The sequence below is a fragment of the Mesorhizobium dulcispinae genome (genome assembly GCF_033977345.1).
Lineage (GTDB): Bacteria > Pseudomonadota > Alphaproteobacteria > Rhizobiales > Rhizobiaceae > Mesorhizobium > Mesorhizobium dulcispinae.
In genome coordinates this window covers 1-746 of sequence record NZ_JAVIIY010000072.1, presented here as the reverse complement: position 1 = coordinate 746, position 746 = coordinate 1, and the positions used below count along the sequence as shown (strand labels likewise).

The 746-nt window shown below is 62.7% G+C and carries 1 pseudogene; it reads right to left on the bottom strand.

What is annotated here, in order from left to right:
* A pseudogene (locus RFN30_RS32305) lies at nt 1-530 on the bottom strand (hypothetical protein); the annotation flags it as partial.
* Between the last annotated feature and the right edge of the window lie 216 nt (nt 531-746).

Sequence of the window (746 nt, the reverse complement as noted above, 5' to 3'; positions counted from 1 at the left end):
ACTGCGAAAGTGCCGTCGCCACACCCTGGCTGGTCAGGCCACTTGCTGAAGCCGTTCACCAGCAGCGAGAGGTTTCGAGCGTCGAGCTGGCGAAGCACTGCTGGGTTGTCGCTGCAGAATTCGCCGATCCTGACCGTGCCGTCGCGGCATTCCGCCAGTTGGGGATATCGGCCGAACGACAATGCCAAGAGCGGCAACGCGCGAGCATCTACATCGTCGAGGGCGCTGGTAGAGCTCGATACCTTGGCTGCCATGGCCCTGCAGGCCTGCATGCCCGGCTGACCTCCGAGTTCGCGGCTGACTGCGTTGGATACGGTCGCATATCCAAACGATTCTCCTTCACGGATGTCCTGTTCCCAGTTTGGCAGAAAGTGACGGGTGAATTGGACAGCGGCTCCTTGCAGGAATGCTGCCTGCTCTTCCTGGTCCCGCAGCATGCCGCTGTGGCGCACCACCGCACAGGAGAACTGAACGATGTCCCGAGCTCGACCAATGTCATCGAGGGCATTGTTGAACAGATTACTCGACATTGCGCGAGAGACGCGCTGCCGGGCTGCTTCGGAATGCCGTCCCGCTTGCAAATCGGCAGTTTGTCTATGCGGCGGTAGCCCGCCTCCGTGGGAAAGTCCGGACCGCTGCGCCTGGCGCGAGGGTCCGCCCTCGGCCCGCAAAGCGCCTGATTGCTGCCGCGACCCTTCAGGCCGTTGAGAACCTATGCGGCGGCTATCGCGCGCGCTCCCATCGTC